12 protein-coding genes are annotated in these 18,409 nt (G+C 53.8%); 7 read left to right on the top strand and 5 right to left on the bottom strand.

Going from position 1 to position 18,409, the window contains the following annotated elements; all coding sequences use genetic code 11:
- Positions 1-17: 17 nt before the first annotated feature.
- Positions 18-230, top strand: a complete 213-nt coding sequence (locus tag ACSC1W_RS04740; RefSeq protein ID WP_435345714.1) for a hypothetical protein — start codon at positions 18-20, stop codon at positions 228-230.
- Positions 231-248: 18 nt separating this feature from the next.
- A complete protein-coding gene (locus ACSC1W_RS04735) occupies positions 249-797 on the top strand; it encodes a TATA-box-binding protein (protein ID WP_435345713.1) in 549 nt (182 codons plus the stop codon).
- Between the two features lie 11 nt (positions 798-808).
- Here ACSC1W_RS04735 and ACSC1W_RS04730 read toward each other — a convergent pair whose 3' ends face one another.
- Positions 809-1,348: a TATA-box-binding protein gene (locus tag ACSC1W_RS04730; protein WP_435345712.1), complete on the bottom strand. Its 540-nt coding sequence runs from the start codon at positions 1,346-1,348 to the stop codon at positions 809-811.
- A gap of 205 nt (positions 1,349-1,553) precedes the next feature.
- On the opposite strand from ACSC1W_RS04730, the gene ACSC1W_RS04725 reads away from it, so the two are divergent.
- Complete coding sequence (locus tag ACSC1W_RS04725) at positions 1,554-4,928, top strand: Eco57I restriction-modification methylase domain-containing protein (protein ID WP_435345711.1); 3,375 nt, start codon at positions 1,554-1,556, stop codon at positions 4,926-4,928.
- Positions 4,921-8,283, top strand: a complete 3,363-nt coding sequence (locus ACSC1W_RS04720; protein ID WP_435345710.1) for a helicase-related protein — start codon at positions 4,921-4,923, stop codon at positions 8,281-8,283. The genes ACSC1W_RS04725 and ACSC1W_RS04720 overlap by 8 nt, the downstream gene beginning before the upstream one ends.
- Before the next feature lie 63 nt (positions 8,284-8,346).
- On the opposite strand, the gene ACSC1W_RS04715 is transcribed toward ACSC1W_RS04720, so the two are convergent.
- The 3 genes from ACSC1W_RS04715 to ACSC1W_RS04705 all read right to left on the bottom strand — a co-directional run bounded on the left by ACSC1W_RS04715 (position 8,347) and on the right by ACSC1W_RS04705 (position 11,260).
- The gene (locus ACSC1W_RS04715) at positions 8,347-9,042 is read right to left on the bottom strand and encodes a hypothetical protein (protein WP_435345709.1); all 696 of its coding nucleotides are present in this window, start codon (positions 9,040-9,042) and stop codon (positions 8,347-8,349) included.
- Between the two features lie 560 nt (positions 9,043-9,602).
- Positions 9,603-10,178: a hypothetical protein gene (locus tag ACSC1W_RS04710; RefSeq protein ID WP_435345708.1), complete on the bottom strand. Its 576-nt coding sequence runs from the start codon at positions 10,176-10,178 to the stop codon at positions 9,603-9,605.
- A gap of 68 nt (positions 10,179-10,246) precedes the next feature.
- Positions 10,247-11,260 carry a type II restriction enzyme NmeDI-related protein gene (locus tag ACSC1W_RS04705; RefSeq protein WP_435345707.1) on the bottom strand — a complete coding sequence of 338 codons (1,014 nt, stop codon included), beginning with the start codon at positions 11,258-11,260 and terminating at the stop codon, positions 10,247-10,249.
- A gap of 474 nt (positions 11,261-11,734) precedes the next feature.
- Here ACSC1W_RS04705 and ACSC1W_RS04700 point away from each other — a divergent pair, with 474 nt between their 5' ends.
- The 3 genes from ACSC1W_RS04700 to ACSC1W_RS04690 all read left to right on the top strand — a co-directional run bounded on the left by ACSC1W_RS04700 (position 11,735) and on the right by ACSC1W_RS04690 (position 17,380).
- Positions 11,735-12,370: an HNH endonuclease gene (locus tag ACSC1W_RS04700; protein WP_435345706.1), complete on the top strand. Its 636-nt coding sequence runs from the start codon at positions 11,735-11,737 to the stop codon at positions 12,368-12,370.
- 170 nt (positions 12,371-12,540) lie between these two features.
- Positions 12,541-13,827: a metallophosphoesterase family protein gene (locus ACSC1W_RS04695; RefSeq protein ID WP_435345705.1), complete on the top strand. Its 1,287-nt coding sequence runs from the start codon at positions 12,541-12,543 to the stop codon at positions 13,825-13,827.
- Positions 13,820-17,380, top strand: coding sequence for an AAA family ATPase (locus ACSC1W_RS04690; RefSeq protein WP_435345704.1), 3,561 nt, complete (start codon positions 13,820-13,822; stop codon positions 17,378-17,380). The genes ACSC1W_RS04695 and ACSC1W_RS04690 overlap by 8 nt, the downstream gene beginning before the upstream one ends.
- A gap of 63 nt (positions 17,381-17,443) precedes the next feature.
- Here the strand turns inward: ACSC1W_RS04690 and ACSC1W_RS04685 are convergent, their stop codons facing one another.
- Complete coding sequence (locus ACSC1W_RS04685; protein ID WP_435345703.1) at positions 17,444-18,181, bottom strand: hypothetical protein; 738 nt, start codon at positions 18,179-18,181, stop codon at positions 17,444-17,446.
- Positions 18,182-18,409: the final 228 nt, after the last annotated feature.

Here is an 18,409-nt window from a genome sequence, read left to right as displayed (position 1 = left end):
GGTGCCGAATCGCCAGTATGGTGGACGACCAGTATCGAGGCCTCCTCACCGAACGAGAGCGAGAGATCATCCGGGGAGATGCTGATGTATCTGACAACTATCGCTATCGCGTTGTGAGTCGAATACGTACGAAAATCGAGAATATCGATGAGGACGTAGAGATTCTGGCGGATAACCGGGAAGATTTGCTCGAAGAACTGCGGGAGGTGGTCTGTGCAGATGAAGAATGAGTCATCGGAGGGGTTGTAATGGAGATCGTTAGTACAATGGGGACAGGGTCGTTAGGGCGTGAGCTGAACCTAGAGCCTCTCGTTAGCGACCTTGAGTCACAATTTGGCGAGGTAGTGAATGCAAATTTTCGAGGCGACTCTATGGTGACCATTCGATTGGAAGAAGCCGGTCCTGCATACATTATCTACCGAACCGGTTCATTCCAAATCCGGGGTGCCAAGTCAGAAGACAAGTTAGTTAGTGCTGAGAAACGTTTCCGAGAGGCATTAGGTGAACTTGAAATCGAGATAGACGATTACGAGTTTGATCATGTGACTTCGGTGTTCATGGAAACCCTTGACCAAAAGGTAGATCTTGAAACTGCGATGATTGCTCTTGGTTTGGAAAATGCCGAATACGAGCCGGAACAATTCCCAGGGCTCATTTATCGACCTCCCTCTTTCGAGGTCACTTTGTTGGTCTTCGCAAGCGGGAAGATCATCATTGGCGGAACTACTGACAGGAACCAAGCTCTCGATGCCGTAGATCACCTACGAAGGCAGTTGAGTTCCATAGAACACGTTTGAGGCCCGTGTTCCTAAAAAAGACTATCAATCTGCTCTAAGAGGCCAGCGATTGCCTCTTCGGCCGAAACGACGTCTGTTGTCCCGGTGATGATCACCTTTCCAGAGCCGAAGATTAACATCACAGAGTCATGGTCCATTGGTCGGTAGACTAGCCCAGGAAACTGCTCTGGCTCGTACTCAGTGAACTCCAGTCCTAGTCCGATAGCAAGCGCTGAGAGATTCAGTTGTTGGCCGAGGTCTTCCATACAAACATAGTTCTGAATTTTATACCACTCATCCTCGGCTTTCGGAAGAATACTCTGGTCTGTGAGTAACCGGAGGAATTCTGAGCGAGTAGCAGATGATTCGTCCGCTGAGTCTGCTCCAGTGATAATGTACTTGCCCGTACGGTAAACCGTGATCAGCGGTGCAGAGTCATCAAGCCGGAAATAGGCACCTGGATATTTCTCTGGGTCGTAGTCAACGACTTCACTCAATTCACGTGCTACGGTCTCAAGATCTAGCTCTATACCCAGAGAGCCCGAAGCGACGACGTTCACCACGCTAACCATTCTGTAATCCTCTATGTCACGTCACTCGTCTCGCCGAATAATAAACTGCGGTAACTGACTCTCTTGTCGCCGGTCTTTGCTGGATGTACAAACTGCCAAGAATCGCAGCTGTCCGGAGGTGACGTAGGTTCAAATACGAAAACGAAGGGAATTACCCTCGGATGAGTCACAGACACCCCGCGACTGTTTGCCAAGAGTATATATAATGAAAGGGAGAACAGCCGTCAAGCGAAATATGTCTGTCCGAACTCCCATCGAAGGTCTCACCTCAATCGAAAACGGGGGCGACGTTATCGACTATCTGCTCGACTCAGAAGGTCTAAACTACAGCACCTTTGTCGAGATCCCGAGCGGAATAAAGCGCAACCAAGGGAGGAACGACTGGTACGAAGCACACTTAGTCGATGAGAATGGTGAAGGCATCATTCGATACATCGAACTGGAAGCATCTGGGGATAGTCCCGCATTTAGCGATCTGAAGCGACACCTGAAACGCCACGGAAGCCCAATTAACGAACTATTCACTGTCATCACATACAGGAAATCCGATGAGGGTCCACTGACAAGTCCTCTGAATGATGACCTCACTTTTCTCTACATTGAGGAGCAGTTTTCCTCCGAAGATGTGGAGGTCACATTCGATCTAAACTACTTCACGGTCAAGCGATTTGGCGTCGAACCGGCTTATCTCGACTATCTTGATGATCTCGCTGTAGGCTCTGGGCAGGGGCGAACGAGTCTCGAAGGTGATGTGGAGGAAGTTTTCTCCATTCGGGAGATCACGCGAAGCTTCTACCAGGACTTCGGAGAAATTTTTCGGGAAGACCTTCAAGACGCGATTCACGGTCTGGTAGACCCGGGAGAGAATCTCAACGCCTACACAAGAACAGTCGTCAACCGAGTTCTGTTCCTACTGTTTATCGAGGAGAAGGGTTGGCTCGATGGGGACGTCGACTACGTCGAGAACAAGTATGAAGAGGTGGCCGAAGAGGACGATCTGCACGTTTACTACGACTTATTCGAGCCACTGTTCTTCGAAGCACTCTCAGAGGAGGACACGACGGAATCGGAGAGACTCGGTCGAATTCCCTTCCTCAACGGTGGTCTATTCGAGCGCAGGGATATCGAGGAGGACGTTGAAATTGACGAGGCGTTCTTCGACAAACTCCTCAGTCCGGAGGATGGCGACGATGGCGAACCGGAAGGCTTCCTCCGGCGATACAAGATCTCGCTTCGTGAGTCGAATCCCAGCGAACAGGAACTCGTCGTCGACCCGGAGTTCATCGGGCGTATCTTCGAGATGTTCATGCAGGAGGACGAGCGTTCAGAGGTGGGCGCGTTCTACACCCCGAAACCTATCACCGCCTACATGACGAAGAACGCGCTCAAGCAGCACCTGCTGGGGCAAACCGACATCTCCCACGAAGAGGCTGTGTCACTGGTTAGTGACCACACCGCCCCCGACTCGCTCACCGAGGATCAGATCGCGGACGTCAATAACGCTCTTCGATCTGCGACCGTACTGGATCCGGCAGTGGGCAGTGGCGCGTTCATAATCGCCATGCTGGAGGAGCTTGTCGCCGTCTCGGAAGCACTCGACAGTAGTACTGGCGACGACCGAAGCCGGTTCCAGTTGAAAGAAGAGTTCATCGCGGACACGCTCTACGGTGTCGACATCGACGCCGGTGGTATCGAACTGTGTAAGTTCCGTGTGTGGCTCCACCTAATGCAGGATCTCAACGTGAACCACGACGAGTTCCTTGATTCTAACGAAGAGTTCGCACTACCCAATCTCGGATTCAAATTCTTTGTCGGAAACAGCCTTGTCGGGGAGCATGACCCAACAAACGTTGATGCCCAGCAAGCTACCCTAACAGGGGGGCTCGACAGCACACTCGAAGAGATTCACGAGATTAGGACCCAATACCAGACTGCACACGGTGATGAAAAGGATCGACTCGCCGAGCGTCTTGAGGAACTTACTGACGAACTGGATACTCAGTTGGCCGTTGAGAAGAGTAGCTGGATGACTGAGGTTGCTGAAGAAACGGACGAAACCTTCGCGTGGACACTAAACATTCCAGAGGTTATTCTGGACGGGGGGTTCGATATTGTAATTGGTAATCCACCGTACGAAGGGCAATCTCAACAGGACTATGTCGGAGAACTCGCCCGCTTCTACGACAAGAAGTACGACTTCTACAAGACAATCCCACGCATGCGGCACGACCTGTATCAGAAGTTTAATATCCGGGGCTGGGAGTTGACCCGAAAGGGAGGAGTACTATCCTATATTACGAGCAATACGTTCTACACCATCGGGTCTAAGCAGACGACTCGGCAACTGCTCCAGCGGAACCAATTACTAGACTTACTGCGAGCAAATCCTGACACATTCGATGCGACGGTTGAACCTGCGATTTTCGCATTGCAGAAACGGGACCCGGACTCGTCACATAAATTCAATTATATCGACGCCTCAGAAACAGAGATTCAGGAGTATCGATCGTTTGTTCGGGAATTAGACACTTTCGAATCAGACACTGAACGGGTCAAACCGCTTGACCTCCGCGATTCATCCCGCGGGTACCGCGTCCGACTCCAGATCTACAAAGACACACTTCGGAGCGCATTCTTCGAGCCGACAGAAATGAATCTGAGACTCCATGACCAATTTATGTCTAGAATCAAGGGCCTTGCTGAGGAGTGGGAGTCTGAGTTACAGGACGTAACAACATTGAAAAATAACGCTGAGAAAATAACTCGCAATCATATCTCAGAATTAGACGAGGGTGACGTATCTATAATCGGGCTACTAACTCTCGGAGGACAAGGACTGACAACTGATAAAAATGCCAAGTACATGGCGTTTTTAGAAGGGACTGAGGAGGCCGAAGAGTTAGCCAATCGAAATCCCGATTTCGAACTGAACGAACGGAATGAAAATGAGTATAAATACCTTGACAGGGTTATTTCCAAAGACCGGGTTGCGGATCCCAGTAACCTTACTTCGCATGAACAATTAAATGGGATCGATAGCTCGGAGAAAGCTACGTGGGTTCCCCTTGAAAAGGGATTCCGTCAGTCAGATCTATACTACAAATCAAAAGTCCAATATATAAACTGGTCAAAAGAGTCACTTCAGGAGATTCAAAGTCACAGGAACGGGATTTTGAAAAATATTGACTACTATTTCGAACCCGGTGTCTTCATTTCTAGAGGAGGATTTGCGAACCTCCGGGCACGATACACGAATAATCGGGCTATAGACGCTACTGGAAGTATCTTAGCACCAACTGACCGACAAAAACTGTCCGAAAAGTACCTTACTGGAATCCTCAACTCAGAGGTACCCATCCACATCACCGAGAATTTCATCAATTCAACCGGAATGGAGACCGCCGACCTCCGTCTAATTCCCATCCCCATCCCGACTGAGGAACAGCGGGAGAGCGTCGAGGCGCTGGTCGATAGAGCGATTGAGTCCCAACGAGGGAACCGGTCGGAGTCTCTTGAATCGATTCAGACAGAGGTTGAAGAGATTGTAGAGCAAATTTATCAGGTGGACCTGGATGAGTGACTTTGACTGGTCCGACTACTCTGACGTCCTTGACAACCGCGAGTATGATGTCGCCGAACGAGCGAACGCGCTCGCGCCTGAAGCCGAGACTGTCCGCATCGCTGTCGGATACTTCTACCTCGGCGGTTTCGATCTCCTGAAAGAGAATCTCCGAAGGGCTGAGCGCGTCGAAATTCTCATTGGGACCGATACTGACCAGCGCACCATCGATGAACTCGAACGTGGATTCGCCGACGACCTAGATGAGTACGACCGCACTGAGGCCCAAGAAGGGATCAATCGACTTTACGAACTCATTCAGCAGGATAAGGTAGATGTACGGGTGTACGACGACAGTCGGTTCCATCCGAAACTCTACCTCTTCGAGCACCCGGCAGGGTCCCCGGACCTCGGACGAGCGATTATCGGCTCTTCAAACCTCTCTGCCAGCGGCCTCCGTGGCAACGTCGAACTGAACGTCGAAAAGAAAGACAACAACACTATCCGGTATCTCGGCGAGTGGTTTGCGGACATCTGGGAGGAGGCCAGCGAATTCGATAAGGACCTGATGTCCGCCGAGATAGAGAAGTCGCAGTTCGGAGACGACCTGCCGGACACCTCCACAGGAGAAGGTGAAACATCGGTCGCCGAGGTGGAAACGATTTCACCGTACGAAGCGACGAAGCGGTTTATTGTCGAGCAGTTTTCCCGAGACGTCCGAGAGGGCACCCTACTTCAGGACATTACTGGCGATTACGAGGAACAACTCACAGCGTTCCAGCAAGACGCGTTCAGGGCAGCTCGTCGTCCGCTCGAAAAATACAACGGCGTTGTTCTAGCGGACAGCGTCGGTCTGGGCAAGTCATACATTGGTGCTCCTCTCGTTCAGGACTACACGAGTTCCCGAGATGACGTTCTCATTATCGCTCCCAAACGGCTGAAGCGGATGTGGATGCGGGACCTCCTTGATGCCGACACCGGCGAGTTCCCGACAACTGCTGAGAAGACGTTTATGAGCTTCAATAAACTCTCCCGTCTGTCTGAGAAGGAGATCCAACGGCTCCGTGGAGTTGATCTGATTCTCGTCGACGAAGCCCACAACCTCCGAAATACTGGAACACAGCGCTACGATAAACTCCAGTCAATCGGTCGGATGGGCAAGAAGTTCGTGATGCTCACTGCGACACCGATCCACAACTCCGTCCGAGACGTTGACAATTTGATTAAGGTGTTTGCCGACGACGACGACTTCGACATTGAGCTTCAGGGCTTGTCACCGAGTGAGATCTTCAAACAGTACGACCGCCTCTCCAGCGAGGAAGACAAGTCCACGAGCACCCAGAGTCGCATTTCGAAGCTTGAGAAGCTTATTGAGTCGATTATGCGGGAAGTGATTATTTCGAGGGACCGGAAGTACATTCTCGAAAATTATGAGGACATCACCATCGGAGATCGGGCCATTAGCGTCCCTGATCGAATGCCCCGTCTCGTCACACCTGATGATCCTCGTCTCGACGAACTCTATAGTGATATCGTCGAGACAGTCATCGGCTCAGACGACTCCGAAAACTCCGGATTGAACATCCCCTACGTTAGCGCTGATCGGTATGACGCTGACGGAGACGAAGAAGAGGAACTAATCATTGAGTATCAGAATGCGAGCATTCTGATGCTCATCAATCTCCTCAAACGTCTTGAGAGCAGCCTTGCCGCGTTCGAGAGCTCTGTTGAACGGCTTATGGAACGAGAGCGCATCACACGTCACATCGCTACTGGTGACCTGGATGATGCGCAAAACCGGAGTGACGCAGTCGAACAGATACGAGATACATTCGAGGACGATTTCGCCAAAGATGTTGACTTTGAAGATGTCGCAGAAGCCCTCAATAGAGTCAGCCCATCGAAAAGGGATGAAATCGTAGCAGATATTGACGAAGACCTTCGAGAACTTGATCGTATAAAACGGCAAGCACAGAATGCACTTCAGACCAAAGAAGACGGACGCACTAAAGACGCTAAGGCGGAACGTCTGCGTGGATTAATTGACCGAGAGCTATCGGACGAGAAGGTTCTCATATTCAGCCAGTACGTACCCACGATCACGCATCTCTTTGAGCAACTAACTGGAGAGAATCCAGCACACACTAACGTTGCTACGCTCGGTCAAGATCCGAGTAATCCTACCGTCGGATTTGTCCATGGGGGAAGTGGGTACGATGAGAGAATTGTTGAGCGATTTGCTCCGGAAGCCCAAGAAGCCGATGTGACCCCCGGTGAAGAGATTGACATACTGTTTGCGACCGACGTACTAGGGGTCGGGCAGAATCTTCAGGATGCACGAGTTCTCGTGAACTACGATCTCCACTGGAACCCAATGAAGATGGAACAGAGAATTGGGCGTCTTGACCGCATCACCACGCGGCATGATGAACTGTGGATCTACAACTTTGCTCCGACAGGTGACCTACGGAAGCAGCTCGGGCTCGTCGAGCGGATTCAAGAGAAAATCGAAGATATCGCTAACACGTTTGGTCATGCCGCTCCCATCTTGGATACTGCTGAAGAGCAAGTACACAAGACGCTCATCACCTACGAGCGATTGGAAGAAGGCGGTGCAGAGTTTGGAGACGAACGCTTGGAGGGTATCGGATCGAAGTACGACGATCTCAGAAATGTCGTTCGAGCGTTCTGTGAGGAGAATGATGTCGATATCGAGGAGCTTCAGGAAACCTACGATGCCGTCGCAGACAGGTCTGAACCGCAGTATTTCGTCTCTCCTGGCGAAGAAGGATACGTCTCTCTCGCACACTTAGAACACAGTAGTGGACGCACTGAATGGCGAACCACTATCTTCGATTCAGATCGAGTACAAAGCACCACAATTGGGGGACAAACGGTCTTCACCCAATTCCCACGGCTGGAGACAGATGAAGTTCGAGTGTTCGAGACCATCTCCTCCCCCGATACCACTCGCCACACGATTCCAGAGGACGATTTTGAGGAGTTGAAATCTTTCGTAGGTGAGCTAGGCACGCCAAGTACCTGGCAAAACGATATATTGAGCAGACAGAGTGGCGATAGCGACGTCGTTACCGACATCAAACAGTTATGCCGACAGATTGCGGACAGCGACGAGGACGTAAGCGGAGAAGCAGAGGAAATCCTCGAACTCTTGGATGATCACGAGATGAGCGACTGGGCCGAGGGGCAGTTGCGCACGATACATCGGAGACGTCGTAGATACGGGACCAACGGTACAATCCGAAGGATACACCACAAACTCACAGAGGAGATTGAGCTAGTTGATCCAGAAACCGTTACAGATGCAGATGTCGCTCTTGCAGGGCAACTGGATGACAGTGCATCTGAGACCTGATTGGGTTCGGACCTCTCATAAACCCAATTCGGGATGACAACACGTCTGTGCAACGAACTATAATCAAAGATTAGTCACTGGCACATTGAGTTCTGTTTCAATCGCGTCCAGAACTGTGTCTACTGTGAATTCGGAGAATGCTTCCGTGTTAATGTTCCTGCGGACTTTGTGTGGTCGGTATGATGCGGTCTGCATATTTCGTGTGCGGACGGTTCTGAGCGAGTCTCGGAGACTGGCTTTTTGAACCGGGTTATCGAGGTCGTCTATGGATTCTCCTTTCGGTCGAATCCAGAGTTCCCAGTCGAATCCGTCAGAAAGTATTGCTACTGCATGGATGTCGAGATCGCTGTCAAGATAGTTCTCCATGTCACTCCGTGCGTTTTCGATTTTCTTTGGGGGTTTTACTTCGCCGAAAAACCGGATGTCTTGTTGCATCGCTGCCTCGATTGGAATCGAAGTAATTGCGAAGTCGGGGATGCCGCCGCCTCGTGGCCATCGTGGCGCGTACTGTTTCGGTTGTGGGCGCAACGAGTACCCGAATGCCTGTCGGAGCATCGGGAATACAAGATGGTCTTCGATGAAACGCTCTGGTTTTTGGATGAGGTACTTTCCTTTGAGAAAGTATTGTCCGTCAACGACAGTGTCGAAGTGTGCGGTGCATTCGCGTGCTCCGATCTCATCAATGAAGTCCTCTAGAACGTTTAGGATATGGTTGGCAAGTGGGTCGTGATCATCGAAGGTGGTAGATTGGCTTGTCATTTAGTTAAGTAACGTGTCAATCGGTTATTCTTCAGTACTTATCGGAATGTAGCGTTAGAAATCGAAGAGGGATTGTTGCCGCTCGTAGTCGTATGGTTCAGTGAGTACTTGCCTGATTGCTGAGTAATTTATTTGGGCATGTCGGTTCTCTTCGATTGCCCGATCAACGATCCAGGCTCGGAACTCCTCGTACCGTTCTGTATCATCGATGAGTTCGCTAATATCAACAGTTTGTAATTCTCCGTGACGGGCGAAATATATTCCAACGCGAGTTATTTCGGGGTACTTGCCATTGAATGACTCTCGGCCGCTTCGGGAGACAGTCTCTGCATCATACAGTTCGCGTTGTACGTCATTCAGTACGTAGTATAACAGGAGTTGCCGCCAGAATGCGTTCGTGAATGATTTGCGCTCTGTTGTCTTGATGTCGACGAGTAAATTGTCAACGATGAAGTCGCCTTCTCCCGGGAGAATATGGCGAAAGTGTCCGAATCGAGGCTTTTCAAATACTACCTCACCGGTGCCCCATTCTTGGGCACGGAGAAGGCTGAACAGCTCTTTTATTTCACAGAGGAGTTCGTTCTCAATCGCTTCGCGGTTGATCCAAGACTTGATTGCGTCAGGGGGTTGCCAACCGCGTTAAGCAGCGCGGCTTTCACGACACCGTCTGTATTCATTCCTGTCTCAATGAACTGATTGACTATTTTAGAGAGACCCTCGTGTTCCGCCCACTGAACCGGGCTTCGTTGATCCCAGTCGGGCCGGTCCTCATTCATCGCATCCCATTCGTTTTGATTTGACGGGCCCGCAGCACGGTCTTCCCACTTCTTCCCGTCAAATACGGTAACTTCAACCTTAGGTATTTTACAGTACCGGGCACCCCTAATCCATTTCTCGCCATCATCGTCTTCCAATTCTCTGGAGGAATGAATCGACGGTCGGATTACTTCCTCACAGTTCCGGTACAACCATACCTTACAGAGGAATTCGACTACCTGTCCGATTAGTTTGTGACTGTACCCGTTGTTCGGGACCGAAAGATCACGTGAGGCGTCGGTGCCAGGGTTAGGATACGTAGAATCGATTTCGTGCCGCACTTCGTCAATTTGAATAAAATCCGTCACACCGGTTGCCATACTACTGTGAGTTCGTACTCAAGTCGTCCTGATAAGACCACGCATGAATCAAGCGGGATCCTATGGCATCAAAAAACGTCTTGCAGTGGCCCGGCTTGCTCGACTGTGTCGTAGGTGTTCCGAATGTCGTTAAACGATAGGTATCGGAGAGTGCAGTGGTCGGCGGGTTGGAGGACGTGTTGAAATGTTGGGCGGTTAATCTCTTCCCGGACCTTGTCCTCATCATCGTCCGGGGCGACGATGTGCATATCGACGGCGATGTTTGGGACTTTCACCATGAAGTCGGTCATGCGGAGGATGCCGCTGTAAACGCTGGTAGTACTTTCGACTTCGAACATTTTCACGATGAAATCGTCTTGCAGCCAGATTACATCAACGTACTTGATGATGCGTGTGGCGGCGGCACTGAATCCGGGGAGGTTGAGGTTCTCAACGCAGTCGTTACCGAGCCGGTTCCCGTTGTACGTGCGGTTTTTGTCATTCGTGGCCACGTACACGTCGTAGCCGTGTCGCAGGCCGAGTTGAATGAGTAACCACTGGATTTCGGTGTGTTCACGCGGATCGTCATCGCCTCCACTAGTGTCTGGTGGGTCGATCTTACCACCGTTGTGGAAGTCTTGGAAGGCTTCTTCGATTGAATTGTATTCCCGGAGGAGACTACTGACTGCGTCTTGGGATACGCGAAGGAACCGGTAGGGAACCCAGTTGTCTTCGTACCCGAGTACCTGCGCGATTCGCTCTCGGTCGACAGATATCTCTTGGTAGTCGGTGACAGTATAAATGAACCGGCTGTCAGGGTTGTCCCACAGCGCGTCACCGACTGACGGGTTTTCGAAGGCAGCGCCGACACGCCCGGCAGCAAAGAAACCACCGTCGTTATAGAAGAGGAGCGGGTCACCGGTCTCCATTTCTTCAAAAAACGTGCGTTTCTGATTCCCATCGGTGGTACCCCAAATCCGTGCTTCGGCTTGTTTCTGGAGATCCTCAGGCGCTTCCGCGGGGACAGAAACCGGCGAGGCGACGGTGTCGTTGAATCGCTGAATCCAATCGTCACCGACCGGAACGACATACAGACGAGTCATAATCAGTTGATACCGACTGGAATGTCTTTTAGCTTATCAGGATACTGGTACAGCAAATGTGTAACTAATGTGCCCCGTCCAATTGCATAAAGATCCATACCTTGTCTCTGTCACTGTTTCATTATGCCTCCAGATCGCCTCCGTAGTATTGTCCCGATGTTCGGGGGTGGGACGCGCTACGTTGAGACATTAGATGCGGTACTTGACTTCGTGACCAATCATCAGCCGACGTCGGATGAACTCGTCGGGTGGCACCGTGGTTCATTCCAGAACGTTTCTAGTCGAGATTCGATTATGCGTCGGGTGAGTTATTTACAGCAGGTCGGGTTCCTCCGCCAGACGAACGATCATTAGGAACTCGGTGATGCTGGTCGGGAATACGTTGAGCAGGGTGATGTAGCGACGCTGCTACGAATTATGTGTGATCGGAACGTCGGGTTACGGAGCCTCATGTATGCGTTGGCTGCGGGTCCGATGACACTCGCAGAGGTGAGTGAGCAGCAGCTCGACACGCATCCAGAGTTAGGGTGGAGCCGCGGAGAGACAGACATGGCGAAGCAGCGGGTGAACTGGCTGCGGAGTATGGGGCTTGTCGAGAAACGCGGAGATGAGTACGCGTTGACGGATGACGGCCTTCAGTTCGTTGAGCGTGCGGTGGAGGAGTGGGCTGATTCGGACTGGACACCGTCGGTGAGTGATGATGGGATGCGTGCTGGGACGTACGAAACGACTGTCCACGCACGGTCCGTCGATCCGGAGTTCCGCGCGACAGTGCTGTCCCGGCACGACCGGACGTGCCCGATTTCCGGCGTGGATCATCCCGGCCTGTTGGACGTGGCGCATGTCCTGTCGTGGAGCGATTATCCTGAGCACAGGGCTGATCTCTCGAACGTACTGGCACTCAGTAAGACGCACCACGCGGCGTTCGACCGGGAGCTGTTCACTATCGATCAGGATTACCGGCTGTGCGTGAATCCACGCTTCGAGACACAGAGTGATCTGCTCCAACGGACGATTATCGACCGTGCAGGGGAGCGAATCTCAATTCCGGATGATAATTTGAAGCCGCAGTATATTTCGAGACACAACGCGGCTCTTGAGTGGGTGTGAGTCAGTTTACAGCGGAACGTCTTGAGTGGGTGTGAGTCAGTTTACAGCGGAACGGAATCTCGCTCGCACGCAGCGAGTCGCTGTCAGGACGATGGTGTTTGCCGAAATACCTCGACCGCTCTCAATTTGACCGCTGGGCTTATGTTAATCTCTTCTGATGTGATTATCAGATGGCATCAGTAGAGGTTCTGTGTGTAGCTGATATTCATATCGGGCGTCGTCCAAGCCGGCTTCCTGATAGGTACGATCCGGCCGATTTTTCTCCCCGGACGATCTGGGCTGATCTCGCGGAATCGGCTGTTACTCAGGGAGTGGATGCGGTCGTCGTTGCGGGTGACCTTGTTGACCAAGAAAACAGGTACGCGGAGGCGTTCGGTGCCGTTGAGTCCGTAGCGACCACACTTGCAGAGGCTGGTATTCCTCTCGTTGCTGTCGCTGGTAACCACGACGCCGACGTGCTCCCAAACCTGGCTGAGGCAATCGAAAATCTCCAGTTGCTCGGCCGGAATGGTACCTGGGAGCGAACAGCCTTGACCGACGGTGAGGGTGAACCGAACCTTCACGTCGACGGGTGGTCGTTTCCCGGTCGTTACTACCACGAGAGTCCTTTGGATACGTACGACTTGGTCGATGAGGGCATTCCACGTCTTGGCGTCGTTCACGCAGACGTTAGTGGTGAGGATCGATACGCACCGGTCGCCATGGACGACTTGGCGACGAGTGGGCACTCGGCGTGGGTTCTTGGTCATCTCCACGTCCCGGGCCCCCGTCACGTGAACCCGCCAGTCCTCTATCCAGGGTCGCTCCAACCGTTGGATCCGAGCGAGACCGGCGGTCACGGTGCGTGGTTCGTCTCGGTCAAGACTGACGGGACAGTAGAGACAGAGCCGCTCAGGTCAGCGACACTGCAGTACGAGGAGGTTGTCGTCTCAACGGACCCTGACCACGGGTTCCACGACGTCGTCGATGCCACCCACGAACAGTTACGTGGGACAGCCACAAAGTGCGGCCCCGAAACCGAGGTCCTTGCGGTCACAGTAACGGTTTCGGGACGAACGGACGCAGACACTGATCTCCGAAGTCGTCCCGGGGAGCTTGAACAGGTTGAGCTCACGGACGGCGGGACGGCAGTGCGTGTTATCGACGTGACTGTCGATACGAAACCGTCGATCAATCTCGCTGATCGCGCTGGCGACGATGATCCAGTCGGGTACTTGGCCGGATTGCTGCGTGCACTCGACGATGACGAACCGCTGGACCCGTATCGGGGCGTCATAGAGGCCGCTCACACGAGTGTCCGCGAGACCCACGACTCGAACGCGTATCGGGAGCTCAAGAGCCACGACGAGACGTACACTCGCCCGACGGAAGCTGAAACGAAGGAAGTACTCCGCCGACAGGCTCGGCAACTCGTCGACGCGTTCGTTGAGCAGCAGGGGGTGCCCGCAGATGAGTGAGCCGGTCCCGACTGACGCTGACCAGCCGGACACCGACCGCGCCACAGGAGAAGGCCGAGAGACCCCAGTCGGAATTAACGCTGTTACCCTCGACCGTGCGCCCGGGTTTGAGTCGGCTGGCTTCTCGCTTGACGGGTTTTCGCCAGGGGTCAATGTTGTGTACGGCGCGAATGCGGCTGGTAAATCGACGCTTGCGGAGGCGATCCGTTGGTCGTTGTGGCCCGATGAGGCCCCGTCGGCGGCGACTGTTCGGACTGAACTTACCTACGATGGGGAGTCGCGGCGGATCGAACTGCACGGTGGCATCAGTGAGCACTTTCGTGATGGCGAACCCGCTGATGCAATCCCGGTGCCGTCGCTGGATGGTGGTCGTCGGTACGCATTGTCGTTGCACGACATGCTGCAAGAAGAAACGGACGACGGCGAGTTTGCAAGCGTCATTCAGCGTGAGTCGACTGGCGGGTTCAATATTGATGCAGTCCGTAGTGAGTTCGACCTTACTGATGGGGCCAGCCCTGCCACACGGGGGATTAGTGCCACGAAAGAGGCGGCGGCAGCTATCGATAAGGTCGAGGAACTGCGGCGGGACGCGCCGGATTTGGAGGCAGAACGGACTCGTCTCAGTCAACTCGAAGAGGACCTCGCGGCCGCCGCCGATGCGAGTGAGCGCGTTGATCTGCTTGAGACGGCGATTGAGTACCGGAAGGCGCAGGACGCCTACGACCAGCGGGCCGATGAAGTAACATCGTTCCCGGAGGAGCTGACGTCGTTCGATGGTGATGAACTGGACCAGCTCGACGATCTTGACGAGCAGATAGGGCAACAGAAGCGCGTTGAGCAGGAGGCCGCGGTGAAATGCCGCGAGGCCGCTGACAAACTGGCCGGTACGGAACTCCCGGAGGACGGCGTTACCGATGAGGTGTTGCAGACGCTTCGAGAGTACCGGGATGACCTCGATGAAGCTGAAGATGATCGTGACCGGTTGCAACGCGAAGTAGCAGATGCAGAAGCCACGCGCAGTGAGGTACGGGGGAAGATTCCCCTAAACCTTGACGGTGAGATGCTCCGCGAGGTCGACACGGATGACCTTGCCGAGCTTCGGTCGTTCGTTTCGAAGGTAGCGGAAGTCGACGGGAAGGGGCAGGTTGAGGCTGCTATTGATGAGTGGCTCGCTGGGGAATCGAATGAATCTGCAGATCGTGGAACGCTGGAAAGCGGGCGGAATGCGCTTGAGAACTGGCTCGCAGCCCCGCCAGAACAAGCTACTGACGAACCGAGTAGCCGAGGCCCTGTTGCAGCGGCCATCACGGCGGGGATCCTGACGGGCCTGTCAGGTGTCGTGATCGCGCTGACAGTAAATCCGGCTGGGGGGCTGCTGACGGTCCTCGGGCTCGCCCTCGCTGGCTACGCAGTTCTCTCCGCGAGGAGTGACGATACTGGAACTGACAATACTGCCAGAGCAACCCATGCGGAGACGTTCCGGCAGACTGGACTTCCAGAGCCAGATTCGTGGGAACCTGACGCAGTCAGGGACCGGGTAGCTGACCTTCGTGACCGACTGCGTGTCATCGAAGTGGACGAGCAGGAGGCTCAGAAGCGGGATGAGCTCCGTGCGCAGTTCGATATCGACGATGTCAGGGATGAACTGGAGACGGCGCGTGAGCGCCTTCGGGACCGATTCGACACCGAAATTGACGACGACATTGAACTGGCGGTGACAGTAGAGCGTGTTGAGCGCTGGCAGGCTGCTGATGAAACCGTCACTGGGAAACAGGCGGCACTACAGGAAGCCAGCGATCAGGTCGAAACGTATCGGGAGCAGTTCTGCGCGAAGATTGAGCCCTATGTAACCGACGCGTACTCCTACACGGTCGAAACGAGTGCCGATGCGACGGCTGCTGTTGAGAGTCTCGAACAGCGACAGCGCGACTACGAAAATGCGACTCAGCGACTCGAAGATGTCGATGGGAGCGTTGCTGCGGCCCACGAGGAACTCGACCGGTACAGGGCCGACCGAGAGGTATTATTCACCGAGCGTGGCTTGGATCCTGGCGACCGGGAGCGCCTTGCAGCGCTGTGTGAGCAATACTCGGAGTACGAATCAGCCGTTGAGGCAAAAGGAACTGCGGAGACCACCCTTGAGAATCGACGTTCAGACCTTCGTGACCACGATGCTTACGAGGAAGAGATCGAAGAGCGAGACAGGGACGACTTGGAAAAAGAGTTAGACGAAAAACGGGGGATTGCGGGCCGGTACGACGAGCTGTTACAAGAGAAAACGACGCTGGAGAAGGAAATCGAGGATGCGAAGGCGTCGACGGAGATTGCTGACGCTGTTCAAGAACGAGGTGAAGCCTTGCAAGCACTTGAGGAAGCACTCGAAACGGACGTGGCCGACGCGGTCACGGATACACTCCTTGAGTTCGTCGAGGCGGAGACAGTTACCAGCAACCAAGAGCCGGTGTTTCAGCGGGCGGATGATCTCTTGCGGCGGATTACTGACGGGCAGTTCGAGCTCAGACTCGATGACGGTACGTTTAGGGCATACGATACGGGAGAACAGCGACGTGTTGACCTGAACGATTTGTCGAGTGGGACGCGCGTGCAGGTCCTGCTCGCGGTTCGGGTCGCTTTCGTCGAACACAGAGAGCAGGAGACTGCGCCCCCGTTGTTACTTGACGAGACGCTGGCACCGTTCGATGACCAACGAGCTGAAACGGTCCTTGACACCGTGATTGACCTGGCCCGGGCAGGGAGGCAGGTATTCTACTTCACGGCTCGGCACGATGAACGCGCACGGTGGGAGACGCGGCTTGAAGAGTCGGACGTCGAGTACAGTCTCCAGCAGTTGACGGCGAGCGACGGGCACGACCCTATCGCTGAACCACCGATACTCGAAACATCCAGTGCAATCGACGTGCCAGCCCCGGACGGCGACGATCACCGGACGTACCGTGAACGACTGGATGTCCCGACGTTCGACCCACGACAGGGAGCGGCCTCAGCTCCACTCTGGTACGTGACCGAGGACCCGGAAGTATTGCATCGACTCCGTGCGGCAGGTATTGAGCGCTGGGGGCATCTCCAATCGCTACTGGAGATCGGTGCCGTCGATGGCCTCCTGTCGGACACGTCCCGAGAGCAGGTCCGCCGACACGGTGCGGCACTGGAATCGTTCGTCGAGGCGTACACGGTCGGGCGCGGAAAGGCAGTTGACCGTGACGTACTAGAAGCGATCGACGCTGTCAGCGACAATTTTATTGATGAAGTTAGTGCGTTGGCCGATCAGGTTGATGGCGATCCAGACGCGCTTCTTGAGAAGGTCCCAGACATCCATCGATTCGGCTCGCGCAAAACCGAAAAACTTCTAGAATGTCTCCGCGACGAGGGCTACCTTGATCCGCGCCCAACGCGACCGGACGAACAGATCCGGTCAACAGTGGTTGACACGTACTGTCAGCACGGAGTCGAACCATCCACGGCAGCAACGGCTGCAGATAGACTCCTTGATCGGATTTCAGCAGGCCCCGACCCGAGTGAGAAAGCGGACTGAGAGCACCCTCGATTCATGACTATCCGGTTATCCTAAGCATCGGGATAACGGGAAGAATTAGCATCAGACGATGTCTGTGGCGGGCCGGCGGTAGGTATCGTCGAGGCTGGGACCACCGAGGGCGGTGTAGAGGTTGATGAGGTCCGCGACGTCGCTGATGCAGTAGTCTTTGAGGAGTTGTGTGAGTTCGCGGTGGACGCTGGTATGTTCGATGCCGGCTTTGATGTTTTGTACGTATTTGTTGCCGAGGACTTGCCCGATGTGCTTGCCTTGGACAGCTTTCCCGTCTATTCCAGAGAGATAGTTGTCGGGGAAGTCGTAGTCGTCGTACCAGACGCTGTCGTTGTCAATCCCAGTAAGGTCGTAGGCCTTCCAGTCAGGAAGGATGTGCTGGTCGTCCCAGAGCTCGGCTTCGTACTCGTCGGCAGCTGCGAGCGCGACATCAACGTGGTTCTCGAACAAGGTCTCTGTGCGTGTCAAGAAGTCTCGGTCAGCACTATCGTCGATGTCGCGGGCCCAGTTCAGCAAGTGCGTGCCGTCGAACCAGGTACCATTGTACGTCAGGAGACGATCTACGCTGCGGTCAGCACACCACGCGAAGAGCCGCTCGTAGAGGTCAATCGTATACTGGTCGTCCCAATCGCCGCTCCGAAACAGCACTTCGGTTTTTGGTGTGTCGTTCAGGTCGTCAGCGTACGCGAGGCTGACAGCGAAGAGTTCGAAGTACTGGGTGTCGTTCGAGTTGTCGGGCGGCTCTTCGAACGGGCTCGCGGTTTCGATGTCAATGACAAGTGTGCCCACCTAGGCAGACCTCCTGATGTGATGCGCGTCGGACAGTACCATGTTTGTTGTGGATGCCGATCTGGAGTCCGGCAGTTAGTGGTGAACACTCCAGTAAATTTCAGAAGCACTAGCTGAAAGTTCGGGGAGCCAGTTGAGGTATTGCGGGTACTGTTTGTCTGATGTGAAGAGATCAGTCCCGTTGAGATGAGTGACAATGTTGCTTGTGCCAGATGTTGTGGCACCGTT

The sequence above is a fragment of the Haloarchaeobius marinus genome (assembly GCF_051207415.1).
In the GTDB taxonomy this organism is placed as follows: domain Archaea; phylum Halobacteriota; class Halobacteria; order Halobacteriales; family Natrialbaceae; genus Haloarchaeobius.
Note: the sequence above shows the minus strand (reverse complement) of the source record. Positions and strands in the feature narration are given on the sequence as shown.